This window comes from Flavobacterium johnsoniae (genome assembly GCF_001879205.1).
In the GTDB taxonomy this organism is placed as follows: domain Bacteria; phylum Bacteroidota; class Bacteroidia; order Flavobacteriales; family Flavobacteriaceae; genus Flavobacterium; species Flavobacterium johnsoniae_A.
On record NZ_MLFK01000005.1, the window covers coordinates 871,274 to 887,845 of the forward strand.

General features: G+C 35.9%; 18 protein-coding genes and 1 riboswitch. Of the genes, 2 read left to right on the forward strand and 16 right to left on the reverse strand.

Features of this window, described 5'->3' with window-relative positions; all coding sequences use genetic code 11:
- Window positions 1–16 precede the first annotated feature (16 nt).
- From thiH to BKM63_RS09040, 10 genes are all read right to left on the reverse strand, one after another.
- Entirely contained in the window at window positions 17–1,144 is a 1,128-nt protein-coding gene (gene thiH / locus BKM63_RS08995) for a 2-iminoacetate synthase ThiH (protein WP_071636258.1), read from the reverse strand.
- 95 nt (window positions 1,145–1,239) lie between these two features.
- Window positions 1,240–2,016 carry a thiazole synthase gene (locus BKM63_RS09000; protein ID WP_071636331.1) on the reverse strand — a complete coding sequence of 259 codons (777 nt, stop codon included), beginning with the start codon at window positions 2,014–2,016 and terminating at the stop codon, window positions 1,240–1,242.
- The gene (locus tag BKM63_RS09005; protein WP_071636259.1) at window positions 1,997–2,635 is read right to left on the reverse strand and encodes a thiamine phosphate synthase; all 639 of its coding nucleotides are present in this window, start codon (window positions 2,633–2,635) and stop codon (window positions 1,997–1,999) included. Before BKM63_RS09005 ends, BKM63_RS09000 begins: the two co-directional genes overlap by 20 nt.
- Entirely contained in the window at window positions 2,628–3,377 is a 750-nt protein-coding gene (locus tag BKM63_RS09010; protein WP_071636260.1) for a hydroxymethylpyrimidine/phosphomethylpyrimidine kinase, read from the reverse strand. Before BKM63_RS09010 ends, BKM63_RS09005 begins: the two co-directional genes overlap by 8 nt.
- Window positions 3,335–3,943 (reverse strand): thiamine phosphate synthase, encoded by a 609-nt coding sequence (locus BKM63_RS09015; protein ID WP_071636261.1) that lies wholly within the window; start codon window positions 3,941–3,943, stop codon window positions 3,335–3,337. Before BKM63_RS09015 ends, BKM63_RS09010 begins: the two co-directional genes overlap by 43 nt.
- A gap of 110 nt (window positions 3,944–4,053) precedes the next feature.
- Window positions 4,054–5,877 carry a phosphomethylpyrimidine synthase ThiC gene (gene thiC / locus BKM63_RS09020; RefSeq protein WP_083572201.1) on the reverse strand — a complete coding sequence of 608 codons (1,824 nt, stop codon included), beginning with the start codon at window positions 5,875–5,877 and terminating at the stop codon, window positions 4,054–4,056.
- Between the two features lie 71 nt (window positions 5,878–5,948).
- A complete protein-coding gene (gene thiS / locus BKM63_RS09025; RefSeq protein ID WP_071636263.1) occupies window positions 5,949–6,155 on the reverse strand; it encodes a sulfur carrier protein ThiS in 207 nt (68 codons plus the stop codon).
- 65 nt (window positions 6,156–6,220) lie between these two features.
- Window positions 6,221–6,317, reverse strand: a riboswitch (TPP riboswitch).
- Window positions 6,318–6,406: 89 nt separating this feature from the next.
- Window positions 6,407–6,976 (reverse strand): DNA-3-methyladenine glycosylase I, encoded by a 570-nt coding sequence (locus BKM63_RS09030; protein WP_071636264.1) that lies wholly within the window; start codon window positions 6,974–6,976, stop codon window positions 6,407–6,409.
- Entirely contained in the window at window positions 6,976–7,653 is a 678-nt protein-coding gene (locus tag BKM63_RS09035; protein ID WP_071636265.1) for a hypothetical protein, read from the reverse strand. Before BKM63_RS09035 ends, BKM63_RS09030 begins: the two co-directional genes overlap by 1 nt.
- Before the next feature lie 9 nt (window positions 7,654–7,662).
- A complete protein-coding gene (locus BKM63_RS09040) occupies window positions 7,663–8,322 on the reverse strand; it encodes a queuosine precursor transporter (protein ID WP_071636266.1) in 660 nt (219 codons plus the stop codon).
- 172 nt (window positions 8,323–8,494) lie between these two features.
- Here BKM63_RS09040 and BKM63_RS09045 point away from each other — a divergent pair, with 172 nt between their 5' ends.
- Window positions 8,495–10,558, forward strand: a complete 2,064-nt coding sequence (locus BKM63_RS09045; RefSeq protein WP_071636267.1) for a M3 family metallopeptidase — start codon at window positions 8,495–8,497, stop codon at window positions 10,556–10,558.
- A 60-nt stretch (window positions 10,559–10,618) separates the two neighbouring features.
- Here BKM63_RS09045 and tsf read toward each other — a convergent pair whose 3' ends face one another.
- The 6 genes from tsf to BKM63_RS09075 form a co-directional block, all read right to left on the reverse strand.
- The gene (gene tsf / locus BKM63_RS09050) at window positions 10,619–11,581 is read right to left on the reverse strand and encodes a translation elongation factor Ts (RefSeq protein ID WP_071636332.1); all 963 of its coding nucleotides are present in this window, start codon (window positions 11,579–11,581) and stop codon (window positions 10,619–10,621) included.
- 140 nt (window positions 11,582–11,721) lie between these two features.
- Window positions 11,722–12,492 carry a 30S ribosomal protein S2 gene (gene rpsB, locus BKM63_RS09055; protein WP_071636268.1) on the reverse strand — a complete coding sequence of 257 codons (771 nt, stop codon included), beginning with the start codon at window positions 12,490–12,492 and terminating at the stop codon, window positions 11,722–11,724.
- A 228-nt stretch (window positions 12,493–12,720) separates the two neighbouring features.
- A complete protein-coding gene (rpsI, locus tag BKM63_RS09060) occupies window positions 12,721–13,107 on the reverse strand; it encodes a 30S ribosomal protein S9 (RefSeq protein WP_071636269.1) in 387 nt (128 codons plus the stop codon).
- On the reverse strand, window positions 13,107–13,562 hold the full coding sequence (gene rplM / locus BKM63_RS09065) for a 50S ribosomal protein L13 (protein WP_026983738.1): 456 nt from the start codon (window positions 13,560–13,562) through the stop codon (window positions 13,107–13,109). Before rplM ends, rpsI begins: the two co-directional genes overlap by 1 nt.
- A gap of 194 nt (window positions 13,563–13,756) precedes the next feature.
- Complete coding sequence (locus tag BKM63_RS09070; protein ID WP_071636270.1) at window positions 13,757–14,569, reverse strand: ferritin-like domain-containing protein; 813 nt, start codon at window positions 14,567–14,569, stop codon at window positions 13,757–13,759.
- Window positions 14,570–14,594: 25 nt separating this feature from the next.
- Entirely contained in the window at window positions 14,595–15,341 is a 747-nt protein-coding gene (locus BKM63_RS09075) for a ferritin-like domain-containing protein (protein ID WP_071636271.1), read from the reverse strand.
- Between the two features lie 196 nt (window positions 15,342–15,537).
- Here BKM63_RS09075 and BKM63_RS09080 point away from each other — a divergent pair, with 196 nt between their 5' ends.
- Window positions 15,538–16,563, forward strand: a complete 1,026-nt coding sequence (locus BKM63_RS09080; RefSeq protein ID WP_071636272.1) for a LacI family DNA-binding transcriptional regulator — start codon at window positions 15,538–15,540, stop codon at window positions 16,561–16,563.
- The last annotated feature ends 9 nt before the right edge of the window (window positions 16,564–16,572 follow it).

The following is a 16,572-nucleotide window of genomic DNA, read 5'->3' on the forward strand; positions in this document are numbered from 1 at the left end:
CAAAAGAATCTGAAATCTAAACTCTAAAATCTGAAATATAACTTCTGTCCCAATCTTTCCAAACAGGTTCATAACCTTTGTTTTTTATAATTCTTTCAATTTCATCAGCAGAGCGTTCGTCGCTGATTTCGAATTGTTCTAAAGACTGTGGGTCAACCACATAACCACCCGGATTCGTTTTTGATCCTGCGCTCATGCTCGTAACACCAATTGGGATTATATTATTTCTGAATTTCTCGTTTTCTCGTGTCGAAATTGAAATTTCCAGATCTTCATTCCACAAACGATAAGCACAGATTAATTGCGTCAGGTCTTTATCATCCATAATAAAATTGGGTTCGATAATTCCTTCGGCAGGGCGGAGGCGGGGAAACGAAACGGAATATTTAGTCTGCCAGTATTTCTTTTGAAGATAATCTAAATGCAAAGCGTTGAAAAAACTATCTGTCCGCCAGTCTTCTAAACCTAATAAAACACCTAAGCCAATTTTATGAATTCCGGCAGTGCCAATTCGGTCTGGAGTTTCTAATCTATAGTCAAAATTTGATTTTTTGCCTTTGGTATGATACTTTTTGTAAACCTCCTTATGATATGTTTCCTGATATACCAAAACCGAATAAACGCCCGCATTGTGCAAAATCTCATAATCTTCTGTAGAAAGCGGCTGTACTTCAACAGAAATAATCGAAAATTGTTCGCGTATTAATGCAATTGCATTCAGGAAATAATTAATATTTACGGTATAATTTGCCTCGCCTGTAACCAATAAAACATGATCGAACCCCGTTTTCTTTAAAGCTTCAACTTCTAATTTTATTTCAGCATCCGAAAGAGTTTTTCTTTTGATTTTATTGTCTAAACTAAATCCGCAATAGGTGCAAATGTTTTGGCATTCATTGCTCAAATATAAAGGGGCATACATCTGAATCGTTTTCCCGAAACGTTTCTTGGTGATTTCATGGCATTTCTGGGCCATTTCTTCTAAATAATTCTGGGCAATAGGAGAGATCAAAACCAAAAAATCATCGAGATTGTATTTGGTTTTTGCCAAAGTTCTTTCGACATCTTTTGCTGTGGTTTTATATATTTTGGATTGAATGGAATCCCAATTATATTGCTCAAAAATAGATTTGAATGTGTTCATAGTTTTTTAACCGCAAAGCACGCGGAGATTTACGCAAGGTTCGCAAAGCTTTGCGTTCTTAGCGCTTTTCTTTGCGAACTTTGCGGTTAAATTATTTAGTCATATAAAAATGAAGTCAAAGGGCTAGACGCTGCAGCATAATTTTGCTGGTTTGCAATTCTCGCTTCAAAGGCTTTTCTTCCGGCGATTACCGCTTCTTTAAAAGCCTCGGCCATTAATTTTGGATTTCCTGCAACAGCGATTGCAGTATTTACCAAAACGGCATCGGCACCAATTTCCATTGCTTTTGCAGCGTCAGATGGAGCGCCAATTCCAGCATCAATAATAACCGGAACAGTACTTTGTTCAATAATAATTTCTAAAAAATCAATGGTTTTTAGACCTTTGTTGCTTCCTATTGGAGATCCTAATGGCATCACGGCAGTTGTTCCTGCATTTTCCAAATGTTTGCATAAAACAGGATCGGCGTGAATATAAGGCAGTACTAAAAGGCCAAGTTTAGCCAGCTCTTCTGTTGCTTTTAAAGTCTCAATTGGATCCGGCATTAAGTATTTTGGGTCCGGATGAATTTCCAGTTTTACCCAATTTGTTTCTAAAGCTTCGCGGGCTAATTGTGCAGCAAAAACGGCTTCTTTAGCATTTCTTGCACCAGATGTATTAGGCAATAAATTGATATTAGGATGCTGCAGATGTGATAGAATTGCGTCTGTGTCAGTTTCGAGATCAACGCGTTTGAGTGCAACCGTAACCAATTCGCTTTCTGAAGCTAAAATCGCTTCTTCCATTTCTTTGTTTGATCCAAATTTCCCTGTTCCTAGAAACAAACGCGATTTGAAGCTTTTATCTCCAATATTAAACAATGACGTTTGCATATAATTTTTCATTTAGTTGTTGAATGAGTATTTTCTTTTCAGTGCTTTCGGTGATGATTCCAGAAACCGCAATTCCGAAAATTCCAGTTTCCATTAACGGACTTACATCTTTCAATGTGATCCCGCCAATGGCATAAACGGGAACCTCAATTTTGTTCTTTTTCAGTTTTTGAAGAATTTCAAAATATCCGGACAAACCCAAAATTGGACTTAGCTTTTCTTTTGTATTGGTAAATCGAAAAGGACCTAAACCAATATAATCACAGCTGTTTTTTACGTGATTTTGAATGTCTTCAAAAGTATTAGCTGTTCCGCCAATGATCTTTGTGGTTCCTAAAATGGCTCTTGCTTCGTCAATTTTCATGTCAGTTAAGCCAAGATGAACGCCGTCGGCATTGATTTGCTGTGCGAGATGCAGATTGTCGTTTACGATAAATGCGGCGAGATATTCTTCGCAGAGAAGTTTTACTGCTTCTGCCAGTTTAAAACTGTTTTTTTCAGTTTGGTTTTTAAACCGCATTTGTATCCAGTCACATCCTGCATCTAAAGCCTGATGAATATTGTACAATTGTTCTTCGATTGTGTTTCCTTGAGAAATATATTGCAGTTTATTATACATAATGATATCCGATTAAAGTTGATGTTGAGCTCAGGTATTTTTCGATATATATTTTAGCATTTTTGCAGGCTTCTTTTATAGTTTGATTTAAGGCTAAATTTGAAGCAATTGCCGATGAAAGTACACAGCCGGAACCGTGTTTTTCGAAGCATTTTTTTTGAGTTGGAAGCAAATCCAAAATTTCATTTTTTAGAAATAAACGATCAGTTCCAATTGCGGTTTCATTATGTCCTCCCTTTAATAAAATAGTAGTTGGAATCGCATTTAACCAGAGTTTTTTCGGAACAAACCCGGGAAATAAAATTTCAATTTCATTATAATTGGGTGTAATCAAATCAATTTGCGATAAAATTTTATTCAATTCCAGGTGATTTTCAATATTCATAAACTCAAACTTCGTTGTCGATTTTAAAACCGGATCCCAAACGATCTTGGATTCAGGAGAAATTCGTTTTATTGTTGAAACAATTTCCCTTAAATACTGTATTGATGGAACAATCCCAATTTTTACCGCATCAATTTTATAGCTTTGAAAAAGGGTTTCAATTGATCGAAGAACAAAACTTAAATCCATCCACTCGATTTCATAAAATTTATGTTCGGTCTGAATCGTATTGGCCGTAGCAATAGCAAAACCAACAATTTTATGTTGTTCAAATGTCTTTACATCAGCTAAAATACCTGCGCCTCCGGACGGATCTAAACCTGCGATTGTAAGTGCGAAAGGACGATTTTCTGACATAATTTAAATTCTTTTAATGGGTTTTCATTGTTCCAAATAGCTCCTAAAAGCGCAGCATCGTCAAAACCATTTTTTAGTGGGTTATGTATGTTTTCAGAAGTAACGCCGCCCAAAGCGATCACTTTTGTTTTAAAATTTGTCCGTGATTTTATTTCTTCAAAAAGATCTCTTTTCGGGTGGTAATTTTCTTTAGAGATACTTTTAAAAACCGGGCTTAGAAAGGCGTAATCGAAATCATTTTCTAAAGAGTTAAAATCTTGGATAGAATGTGTTGAAGTTGAATGAAACCTACAAGGTTTTGACCTTGCAGGAAATTCAAAAGCTTCTTTTCTACTTTTTTCAGAAAAATGTAATCGGTAAATTCCAAAATCCTCAGCCATTGCATGATGATTGTGTAAAACAAGTTGATCTCTAAATTCTGGTTTTATTTGATGAATGAGTCGTGCCATTTCCAATTCAGAAAAATCAGGTTTCCGAATATGAAGCAAAGGCAAGCCTTCTTCAAATAAAGAATCAATAATGCTGATTTCATGTGCAATTGCTGAAGGATTTGTAATTATCATCATTTTTGTGAGATGTTAGAAGTGAAATGTTGTTTGTAAAAAGTGAGAGTTGAAAAAGTTAAAAACATAGGTCTTTGCATTTAAATCTCACTTTTTACAATTCACATTTCACACTATATATAAATTTCTTTCCCTTGTTCAATAAACTCTTCTGATTTCTCCTGCATTCCTTTTTCAGCTGCTGCAACATCTCTGATTTCCTGAGATATTTTCATTGAGCAGAATTTTGGTCCGCACATCGAACAGAAATGGGCCACTTTTGCTCCATCTGCCGGAAGCGTTTCGTCATGAAATTCTCTTGCTGTATCAGGATCTAAAGCCAGATTAAACTGATCTTCCCAACGGAACTCGAAACGAGCTTTACTCAAAGCATTATCACGGTATTGCGCACCCGGATGACCTTTTGCCAAATCTGCGGCATGTGCCGAAATTTTATAGGTAATCACACCGTCTTTTACGTCTTTTTTGTTTGGCAGACCAAGATGTTCTTTTGGTGTTACATAACACAACATGGCGCATCCGTACCAGCCAATCATTGCTGCCCCAATTGCAGAGGTAATATGATCGTAACCCGGTGCGATATCTGTGGTTAAAGGGCCAAGAGTATAAAATGGAGCTTCATGGCAATGTTCTAATTGTTTGTCCATGTTTTCCTTAATCATGTGCATTGGCACGTGTCCTGGGCCTTCAATAAAAACCTGAACGTCATGTTTCCAGGCAATTTTGGTTAATTCGCCTAAGGTTTCTAACTCGGCAAATTGAGCAGCGTCGTTAGCGTCTGCAATCGAACCCGGACGTAAACCATCTCCCAGAGAAAAAGCGACATCGTATTGCTTCATGATTTCACAGATTTCTTCAAAATGAGTGTACAAGAAGTTTTCTTTGTGATGTAACAAACACCATTTTGCCATAATTGAGCCTCCGCGCGAAACGATTCCCGTAACACGATTGGCGGTTAAATGAATGTAGCGAAGTAAAACTCCGGCGTGAATCGTGAAATACGAAACGCCTTGTTCTGCCTGTTCGATTAAGGTATCACGGAAAATTTCCCAGGTTAAATCTTCGGCAATTCCTTTTACTTTTTCCAAAGCCTGATAAATAGGAACGGTGCCAATTGGAACTGGAGAATTACGAATAATCCATTCTCTGGTTTCGTGAATGTTTTTTCCGGTAGATAAATCCATGATTGTATCAGCTCCCCAGCGACAAGCCCAAACGGCTTTTTCAACTTCTTCCTCAATGCTCGAAGTCACAGCGCTGTTCCCAATATTGGCATTTATTTTAACCAAGAAATTACGTCCCACAATCATAGGTTCGCTTTCCGGATGGTTGATGTTGTTTGGGATAATAGCTCTTCCGCAGGCAACTTCAGAACGAACAAATTCGGGAGTGATTTTGCTTTTTGGCGTATTGGCCCCAAAACTATGACCGCCGTGCTGACATTGCATTGCTTTTGTCTGCTCGTTTAAAAGTTCAATACGTTGGTTTTCGCGAATGGCGATATATTCCATTTCAGGAGTAATAATGCCTTGCTTTGCGTAATATAATTGTGTTACGTTTGCGCCTTTTTTGGCACGTTTTGGCTGATGCAAGTATTCGAAACGCAAATGATTGAGACTTTCATCACGCAGTCGGGTTTGTCCGTAATCGGATGTGATTTCGCTTAAAATTTCAACATCATTTCGGTCCAGAATCCAGCTTTCGCGTAAGCGTGGCAGTCCTTTTCTAATATCAATTTCAACGTTTGGATCAGTATACGGCCCAGAAGTATCATAAACTGTTACAGGCGGATTTTTCTCAATACCACCATTAGAAAGTTTTGTGTCGCTGAGATGAATCTCGCGCATCGCTACTTTTATCGGATGAATTTCTCCATTAATATATACTTTTTTAGAATTTGGAAACGGGGTTCTGGATATTTGTTCTTCTGTTGTCATAAGTTTTTTTGTTTCAGGTTTCAATTTTAAAGTTGATCTGGATTGTGTTTGTTTTTCCGTAGGGACGCAATTTATCCGCCCTGGGTTGCAGAAATAATTAGAATTTCGTCGGTTTCGGATACGAAGAATTCGCTCCAATTAGATTTTGGAACAACAGTATTGTTTATAGCAATGGCGATTCCGTTTTGTTTGTGCGGAATTTCGAGATCGAGCAATGATTGAACGCTTAGCGATTCAGCATTGAAATGTTTGGTTTGTTGATTGATTTTTAGTTCCATTCCTCTTGAATTTAGTATATAGTTATACTTTAGGAATGGCTACAGAAACGCATAGAAATGCGCGCAGAAGTCATCTTACTTTTCCCTACGCTAGTATGAACTAGATCAGGTTCAGAGGGTAAAATCTCAGCCTACAAGTTGTAGACACCCCTAAAGTGTGAAGCAAATATATGTAATTTTTTGTTTAAAAGTTTCAGGTTTCAAGTTTAAGGGTAAAAAAACTGAAAACTGCGACTGAAAACTGTGACTGATTACTGAGTTCTCGTCCAGCAGTCTTGGATATGGTCGTTGACCATTCCGGTTGCCTGCATGTGAGCGTAAATAACGGTTGAGCCTACAAATTTGAAACCTCGTTTTTTTAAATCCTTGCTAATAGCATCAGAAAGAGGCGTTGTAGCGGGAACATCTTTTAAAGTTTTTGGATTATTATCAATAGGTTTTCCATCGGTAAATTTCCAGATGTAAGCTGAAAAACTTCCAAATTCTTTCTGAACTTCCATAAATGCCTGAGCGTTTGAAACAGCCGATTTAACTTTGAGTTTATTGCGTATTATTCCTGTATTCTGTAATAATTCTTTAATTTTTTCTTCAGAATAATTTGCGATTTTTTTATAATCAAAATGATCGAATGCATTTCTGAAATTCTCTCTTTTATTTAAAATGGTGATCCAGCTTAACCCGGCCTGAAAAGTTTCCAGAATTAAAAATTCAAATAAAGAAGAATCGTCGTAAACCGGAACGCCCCATTCTTCATCATGATATTTTTTATATAAATCACTTGCTGAACACCAGCCGCATCGTATAATGTTTTCTTTTTCCATTATTTTCCAATTTGCCAGCTGTAACCTTTTACGGTTGGAATATAGGCTGAACGTCCAATTATGATTAAATCAGTATAGATTTTTTTGTCGTATTTAATGCCGATCGCATTGCCGGAAGTATAGAGTTTATTGGCTTTAAACCTAATTTTCATTAATCCGTCTCTAAATTTTGCGTCAGATACTTTTTCTACAAACCAGGTCGAATGCCATTTTACGGCTATTTCGTCTTCGGCGATTTTGGTAATGCTTTTTACCAGTTTTACCGCTTCTTCCGGAATTTGAAAGTTTTGCGTTAACTGCTTTTGTGTTACCGTCTGGCCAATTTTACTTTGAGAGAGAATTTTTCTTAAGTTAACAAAAGTCATTAACGATTTGTTAGCCTCATTTTTTGTGTCTAGAATATTTTCTGTTAGAGTATGCTCATTCTCAATTTGTGGTTTTGTATCTATCTCTTCTTTTACTGCAAAGCTGTTTTTTCCGGCCGATGCCTTCTTTTTTATTTCTTTGGAAACAGCGACTGTATCTAATGAAGCTTTTTTTATGATTTTTTCAGAAACTGGTTTTAACTTATTTACAGGATAAACCACTTCTTTTTTCGGCTGTTGTTTTGGATCGTTTCCGCAGCTGAAAAAGAAGTGAAATATTGTAAATAAGAGTATGGTAGTGTTTCTGTTCATGGTCACAAGTTATTCCTTAACAGGATCATTTTCTAAATATTTTTTAATTAAATGATGTCCTAGATATATTGCAGGAGTTAATAGAATTGCGATTGCTAGTTTAAAAGTATATCCAATTAATCCTGAAGATATAAAAGTATCAAAATCGATTTTCCCCGGGAGCCAGAATGCTATTCCAAGTACAATAAAAGAGTCAAATAATTGAGAAATTACAGTTGATCCTGTGGTTCTCAGCCAGATTTTTTTATGCCCTGTTCGTTTTCTAAAAAACCAAAAAACGCTTACATCTATTAATTGAGAAACCATAAAGGCAATTATACTTCCAAAAATAATCCACATACTCTGGCCAAATACGGCTTCGAATTGTTCGTCATTAACGGGACTGATTCCTTTTGCCGCCGGAATTACAATGGCCATAAATAAAATTAGAAAAGCATAAGCAATTAAACAAGCCGTTATAAATGAAAGTTTTTTTACGCCTTTTTCGCCAAAATATTCATTAATTAAATCGGTGGTTAAAAAAACAATCGGCCAGGGCAAAATTCCAATACTCATTACAAAAGGGCCAATTTGAATTAATTTTCCTCCAATAAGCTCAGCCACAACGGCATTCGTTATAAATATTCCTGCCAGGATTACAAAAACAATTTCTTTTCTGGTTTTAAACATTCTATTTTTGGTTAATGAGTTTCAAATTTAAGCTATTTCTTTAAATCATAGAAATTCATTCATTTTTAAAATCGACTTCATTTGATGTTTGCTTTTGATTGGTTAATTTTGGGAATGCTGTCGTTATTTGTCTTTTGAAAATAATCGGCGCAGAAACTAATTATTATTTATTATGAAAAAAGAAACTGATTTCGAAAATCCGTTGCTGCAACAATGGCAGGGACTATATGGTGGTGTACCGGATTTTACAAAATATAAAATTTCAGATTTTAAGCCTGCAATTGAATTTGCGATTCAGGAAAAGTTAGATGAGATTGAAGCTATTGCAAATAATAGCGAAACACCAACATTTGAGAACACGATTTTGGCTTTAGAACTTTCTGGCGATAAATTAGAGCGAATTCATGCTGTTTACGGAATTTACAGATCTAATTTAAGTACTCCGCAATTTAATATTGTCGATACAGAAATGTCGCCAAAACTGGCGGAGATCAGTGATAAATTATATCAAAATGAAAAATTGTTTTCAAGAATTGATAAATTGTATAAATCTGAAAGCAGTAAAAAATTAAATGCGGAACAACAACGTTTACTTTGGCTTTATTACACTGATTTTGTTAGGGAGGGGGCAGAGTTAAATGAAAAGGATAAAAAAGAAGTTGCTAAAATTAATCAGGAACTGGCTGGACTTTTTACGCTTTTCAGCCAAAAATTATTGGCTGAAGAAAACAATCAGTTTTTAGAGTTACAATCTGAAAATGATTTGGATGGTCTGCCAAAAGAATTTAAAGAAGCTGCTATTGCCGAAGCTAAAGAAAGAAATTTGAATGTTTTGGCCAGTATTGGCAATACCAGATCTTCCATTGAACCGTTTTTGACTTTCTCAAACCGCAGGGATTTAAGAGAAAAAGCGTTTGATATTTTTGTGAAACGCGGTGATAATGAGAATGCAAATAATACCAACGCAACACTTGTTTCGATTTTGCAATTACGAGCAAAAAAGGCTCGACTATTAGGATTTAAGAATTTTGCAGAATGGAGTTTGTCAAATAAAATGGCAAAAGATCCTCAGAAAACTTTAGATTTAATGGAATCTGTCTGGAGACCGGCAGTTGAAAAAGTCAAAAAGGATGTGTCGGCTATGCAGGAAATGGTAAATCAGGAGGGTGGAAATTTTAAGATCCAACCTTGGGATTATCGTTATTATGCAGAAAAAGTTCGTAAAGCAAAATATGATTTAGATCAAAATGAAATAAAACAATATCTGCAGTTAGAAAATTTACGCGAAGGAATGTTTTGGACAGCAGGCGAATTGTTTGATTTAGGTTTCAAACAATTATTTGATGTTCCTGTTTATCATTCTGATGTTCGTGTCTGGGAAGTAAATAATAAAAATACAGGCCAGCCAATAGGCTTGTGGTATTTTGATCCTTATGCCCGCGTTGGAAAGCGTTCTGGTGCCTGGATGAACTCGCACCGTGACCAGCAGAAAATAGTTGGAAACGTGCTTCCAATCGTATCTAACAATTGCAATTTTATAAAAGGAAATGCTGATGATCCTGTTTTAATTTCCTGGGATGATGCCACAACCTTATTTCATGAATTTGGGCACGCTTTACATGGTTTGTGCTCCAATGTTACTTATCCGAGTTTGTCCGGAACTTCTGTAGCAAGAGATTATGTTGAGTTTCCTTCGCAGTTATTAGAGCATTGGCTGGCGACGCCGGAAGTGTTAAACAGGTTTGCGCTTCATTATAAAACAAATGAACCGCTGCCTCAATCCTTAGTAGAAAGAATAGGTAATGCTGCAAATTTTAATGAAGGTTTTGCAACGGTAGAAACAATTTCGAGTTCGTTTGTCGATATGAAACTGCATTTAACAAACGAAACAATCGATCCGCATAAATTTGAAAAAGAAGTTTTAGAAGAAATTAGTATGCCGTCAGAAATTGTAATGCGTCATAGAATTCCGCAGTTTGCACATATTTTTTCAAGTGATGGTTATGCAGCGGGATATTACAGTTATTTATGGGCAGATGTAATAAATGCAGATGCTTATGAAGCATTTCTGGAAGGAGACGGGCCTTTTGATAAAAAGGTTTCAAAACGTTTATATGACGTTGTTTTAAGTGTTGGAAATACTATTGATAACGAGGAAATGTATGAGAATTTCAGAGGACATGCTCCGCAGTCAGATGCGTTGATGCGTGCGAGGAATTTTCCTGTTGAAAAATAAAGAGCATAAAAAAGCCCGAATAAATAAATATTCGGGCTTTTTAAATATTGAAATAATATATTAACCTAAAGTAACTCTTTTGAAACCTGTGATCTCAACGTTGAATCCTTTAACGTAATCGCTTACTTTTTTACTATCATCTTTGATGAAGTTTTGATCTAATAAAGCTTTTTCCTGGTCTAAAGTAGTGTTGTCAGAAATGAAACGTTGTACTTTTCCTGGAAGAATTTTATCCCAGATTTGTTCTGGTTTACCTTCAGCTTTTAATTCAGCTTTAGCATCTTCTTCAGCTTGTTTGATAACTTCAGGAGTTAATTGAGAGAAAGAGATGTATTTAGGAACATTTTTTAAAGTTTTTCCTAAACGTTTTGCTTCTTCATTATCTTTTTCGATTACAGCAATACGAGCAGCAAGTTCAGATTCAACAAAAGCAGGGTCAAAATCTTTGTAAGATAAAGTATCAGCTCCCATAGAAGCAACTTGCATAGAGATATCTTTTGTTAAAGTCTCAGCATTAGCGATTGGAGAAGAAATAGCTGTTAAAGCAGCAATTTTGTTAACGTGAACATAAGATCCAACGAAAGCACCTTCTAAAATTTCGAAACCACCAATTTCGATTTTTTCACCGATAACACCAGTTTGCTCAATTAGTTTTTCAGCAACAGTGATTCCGTTGAAATCAGAAGCTAAAAATTCTTCTTTAGAAGAGAAGTTGATAGCTTTTTCAACTAAATCTTTAGCTAAAGTTACGAAAGCTTCATTTTTACCTACGAAGTCAGTTTCACAGTTTAAAGTGATGATAGCTCCTTTAGTGTTGTCTGCATTGATAAATGAAACAGCAGCTCCTTCAGAAGAATCACGGTCAGAACGGTTAGCAGCAACTTTTTGTCCTTTTTCTCTAAGGATTTGTATAGCTTTATCGAAATCTCCTTCAGCTTCAACTAAAGCTTTTTTACAGTCCATCATTCCGGCACCTGTAGATTGTCTTAATTTATTTACGTCTGCAGCAGTAATTGTTGACATAATATTTTGAATTTTTAATGTTAAAAGTAAAAAATTCCAGCTTTTAAATCCCAAACTCCAATTTTAATAAATTATCAACATAACGTTTTTAATTTTGTATTTGGATTTTGGAATTTAAAATTTGGAATTTAAAATTTGATTTATTCTTCAGTTGCAGGAGCAGCTTCAGCCTCAACAGCAGGAGCAGCTTCTTCAGCAGCAGCCTCAGTTTCTTTTTCAGAACCTCTGTCAGAAAGACCTTCGATTACTGCAGTAGTTACTAAAGATAAAATTTTGTCAATTGATTTAGAAGCATCATCATTTGCAGGAATTACGTAATCAACCTCTCTTGGGTCAGAATTCGTATCAACCATTGCGAAAACTGGAATGTTTAATTTTTGTGCTTCTTTTATTGCGATGTGTTCAGCTTTGATATCTACTACGAACAATGCTGCAGGTAGTCTAGACATATCAGCAATTGAACCTAAGTTTTTCTCTAATTTAGCACGTAGACGATCAACTTGCAAACGCTCTTTTTTAGATAACGTCATGAAAGTACCATCTTTCTTCATTTTATCAATAGAAGACATTTTTTTAACTGCCTTTCTGATAGTTACGAAGTTAGTAAGCATTCCACCTGGCCATCTTTCAGTGATGTAAGGCATGTTTGCAGCTTTTGCTTTATCAGCAACGATGTCTTTTGCTTGTTTTTTGGTAGCTACGAATAAAATTTTTCTACCTGATGCAGCGATTTTTTTCAAAGCTTCGTTAGCCTCTTCAATTTTAGCTGCAGTTTTATATAGATTGATAATGTGAATACCATTACGCTCCATATAAATGTAAGGAGCCATGTTTGGATCCCATTTTCTAGTCATGTGTCCGAAGTGAACACCTGCTTCTAGTAATTCTTTTACTTCTATTTTGTTTGCCATTTTTGTACTAGTTTACGTTCTGTTGATTAGCAATGTGTTTTGGCTCTAGGCGCTAAGCTGTAAGCTTTAGGCTTCAAGCATTTGACTTTAAGACTTTCGACTTTAAGACTCAACCCATTTAGATGCTAAACTATATCCTACCTCGATAGGAGAGCAACAATAACTGTGTTTTTTAATTTCAATAAATAATTGATAATGTCTTGTCCCATTTGAACAAGACAGGTAATATTAACGTTTAGAGAATTGGAATCTCTTACGAGCTTTCTTCTGACCGAATTTCTTACGTTCAACCATTCTTGGGTCTCTTGTTAATAAACCTTCTGGTTTAAGGATTCCTCTGTTTTCAGCATTAACTTCACACATTACACGTGCTAATGCCATTCTAACAGCTTCTGCCTGACCAGTTGTACCACCTCCGTAAACGTTTACTTTAACATCAAAGTTGTTTACGTTTTCTGTCATAGACAATGGTTGTAAAACTTTGTATTGTAAAGTTGCAGTTGGAAAGTAAGTTGCGAATTCTTTTTTGTTTACAGTGATTGTTCCTGTTCCTTCAGAAACGTATACACGTGCAACAGCGGTTTTTCTTCTACCGATTTTGTGAATAACTCCCATTACTTAAGATCATTTAGGTTAACAGTTCTAGGTTTTTGAGCTCCGTGAGTATGCTCAGCACCTACAACAACATTTAGATTTCTAAAAAGTTCAGCTCCTAATTTGTTTTTAGGTAACATTCCTTTTACAGCTTTTTCTACTAATAATGCAGGGTTTTTAGATTGCAATACTTTAGCAGTTAAAGTTCTTTGTCCTCCTGGGTAACCTGTATGACGCATGTAAATTTTGTCATTCATTTTTGTACCTGTAAGGTTAATTTTTTCTGAGTTGATAACAATTACGTTATCTCCACAGTCAACGTGCGGTGTGTAACTTGGCTTGTACTTACCTCTTAAGATCATCGCAACCTTTGAAGCAAGACGTCCTAAGTTATGACCTTCTGCATCAACAACAATCCACTCTTTAGTTACAGTGGCTTTGCTAGCTGAAATTGTCTTGTAGCTTAATGCGTCCATAATATTATTTTAATTAAACATTCCATCCCCAATAAAGGGGATGCAAAAGTACAATTAATTATTTTAAAACCAAATACCTGAAAAGAATATTTTATATCCTGAAAATCAGGCCCTCAGTTTTTATTTTTAAAACCATAAAAAAACCAGCTTTACAATAACGCGAAGCTGGTTTAATATTTGAAATAATTTTTTGTCTAAACAATAAAAATATTGGCTATATCGACCACTTGTTGTGTGGTAAGTGGTTCATCATAAGCTTCAGAGCCTGCCGCTGCGCCAAATGCAGCTGCTGTGTTGAATCCTGCCTGCATGGTAACACCTTCGCCATCATAAACTGCCTGCGTTGCTGCGGGCATACCTGTGCCTCTTTCGGCATTTGAGATCCATCCTTTTAAGCCGCGAAGTCGTCGAACTTCAGAAGCATGTCGTGCTTCGACAGAATGAATTTGTAATGCAGCTGTTAATAAATCGGGTGTAGAGATTAAATTTGCCGCTTGTCCTTTATAAGCTCTAACACCTGTGTCTTCAAAGGCTTGTGCTAATGCTAAAAAGGTTGGGTAATCATTAAAAGGATCAAAAGCGCCGCCAACAGTAAAGTCAAAAGTTGGTTTTGGAACAAAGTTGGCACTTGCTGTTCCGCCCAATCCGGCAATTAAAAAAGCAACGTGATCTGATTCGTGTGCTGCAATTTGTTGAAAAACTTTTAAATCGCGTCCGCCGTTTTCAGAAGCTGGTATAACTCCAGAGTCTAATGCCATGGCGTAAAATTCGTTTTCGAGATATTCTAAGGTAAGTGCAAACTGCAAAGCGCCTATAGGTGTAGCTGGAGTTGCTGTAATGTCTTTTGCAAATGCTTTACCTGTAAGAGCCGATAATCCGAAAGGGATTGATGCCAGCGCCAGATTTTTTCCGATATTTCCAAACTGTGTAAAACTGTCTCTTCTTGAACCAGTGCTTTTCATTAAGCTGTCATCAGTAAAGGTTTCTATAAATTTTAAGATATTCATAATTTCTAAGTTTTAGCTAGTTAGATTAAGGTAAATAGTTGGCTGTGAATTTTGTTGTGATAAATCCGGCTGCTACAGGCAGAATTTTAGAAGGATCTTTCGCTGCATCCAGTCCGCTGGAAGTGCTTACGATGTCATCGCCTGCAAAATCTTTTGAATGAGGATTAATTAAACTTCGAATTGCAGAAGCGTGTCTGGCTTCTACAGAGACAATTTTTCCGGCTAATAATAAATAATCAGCACTTTTTATTAATCTTCCGGCTCCATTATAAGCGGCAACACCTGTATCTTCAAGTGCTTTTGCGGTAGCCAAAACTTCGGTACGGCTGTTAAAATTTAAAGAACCATAACTAAAGGCCAAAGAAGGAAGTAATTGCGAGCCGGGATCTGGCAGTGCTCCGGTCAAAGCTGCTTTAAAAAAATCTCTATGAATTACTTCATGATGGTATAAATCTGTTAGAACTTGACGTTCAGTATCATTAAATACAGTATTGAAATTAGATGCATTTACAACTTTAGTATAAAAGTCTGCTTCTAACTGCTCTAAGGCATAGGCATAAGTAAGCACACCAAAATCTCCCGAGCCTAAGTCAAAAACACCATTTTTGACACCCGGTAAGGAATTGTCCTCCATTTTATCGTCATCATCATTGTTGCTGCATCCAGCTAAAACCAAACCTGCGGTCACTAATGTTAGTCCACTGAGCTTAAGAAAGCTCCTTCTGCTATCCAATGAAGGGTCAACTTCATGGATTTTAACTTCGTTTTTCATAATCTAGGTTTTTATTAAGGTTAATAACATTGTATTAAGCTTATTAACGAAATTTTTAGACAAGCGGTTTCAGAAAAATCATTCTTTTTTAGAATTATTTCGAATAGGTCGTATAATTTCAAATACTGGTAGTTGTTTTTTGTTTTATTTTCGGTAATTCTACTATATTTGTATTAATTACATAAACTTTTATTAGATGAAAGCTAAAGCAACTCTAAAACAAATTGCGAAGGAACTAGGTGTTTCTGTGTCTACAGTGTCTAAAGCACTAAACGACAGTCCGGAAATAAGTGAGCAGACGAAGGTGAAGATTAAGGAGTATGCCAAACTCAAAAATTATAAGCCGAATGTTATTGGTCTGAATTTAAAAAATCGTAAAACCAAAACTATTGGAGTAATTATACCTAATATATTGAACTCCTTTTTTGCTAAGGTTTTTAGCGGCATCGAAAAGGTAGCAGATAAAAAAGGATATAATGTAATTACGTGTATTTCCAATGAATCTTTAGAAAAAGAAGTTCATACGCTTGAAATGTTAAGCAACGGAGCCATCGACGGATTTATTCTTTCGGTTTCTGAAGAAGCACAAAAGCTTCAGGATTACAATCATTTTTCTGCTATTATTAATGACGGAACTCCAATTGTAATGTTTGACCGAATCGCAGATGAAGTAGATTGTGATAAAGTGGTGGTAGATGATTTTGATTCTGCTTTGAACTCAACACAGCATTTAATTAATTTGGGCTGTAAAAATATCGCTTTAATTTCTTCTGTAGATAATTTAAGTGTTGGAAAACTAAGAGCCGATGGATATTTAAAGGCTTTAAAAGACAATAATATTCCGGTAAACGAAAAAATCATTCTTCGTACCGATTCTGAAGATGATATGAAAGCTAAAATTGATTCAATTTTCGATCACAAAATTGATGCTATTTTTGCTTTAGATGAAAATGATTCAGTTGCCGCTTTAAGAGTGAGTTTGAAAAAAGGATATAAAGTTCCTGAAGATATTTCGATAATTGGTTTTGCCGATGGAATTTTAGCTTCAAGACGTTTGTCGCCAAGTTTAACAACGGTTAGCCAGCACGGAATTGAAATTGGAGAAGTTGCTGCCAAAAAACTAATCGAAAGATTAGAAGAGCCGGAAGGTGAAACTTCAGATTACGAAACAATCGTGATTAAAACAAAATTGAAAGAAAGAGAATCGACTAGAAAAGTATAAATAATAAAA